This window comes from Rhizobium sp. SVR5-2C, from assembly GCF_056755115.1.
This window is the reverse complement of sequence record NZ_JBNDHT010000512.1, coordinates 1-246: the sequence shown is the minus strand read 5'-3', so window position 1 is coordinate 246 and position 246 is coordinate 1. Positions and strand designations below refer to the sequence as shown.

The window sequence follows — 246 nt, the reverse complement described above, 5'->3', positions numbered from 1 at the left end:
CCGCATCTGCTCCGACTCCTCACTGACGGCACGCCTCGAGAAGGTGAGCCTCGCTCCTGGCTTCACCTATGCCGAGGACTCCGTCGGGACCAACGGCATCGGCACGGCCCTGCTGCTGCGGCGGCCCACGCTGATCGCCGGCGAGGAGCACTTCACCGAACCACTCATGACCTTCGCCTGCGCCGGTGTTCCGGTCGTGCACCCGGTGAGCGGTGCGCTCGTTGGCGTCCTCGACCTCACCTGCAC

Annotated in this window: 1 pseudogene; it reads left to right on the top strand. The window is 68.3% G+C overall.

Features of this window, described 5'->3' with window-relative positions:
• Positions 1–246: pseudogene (locus ACPYOI_RS36715) on the top strand (siderophore-interacting protein); the annotation flags it as partial.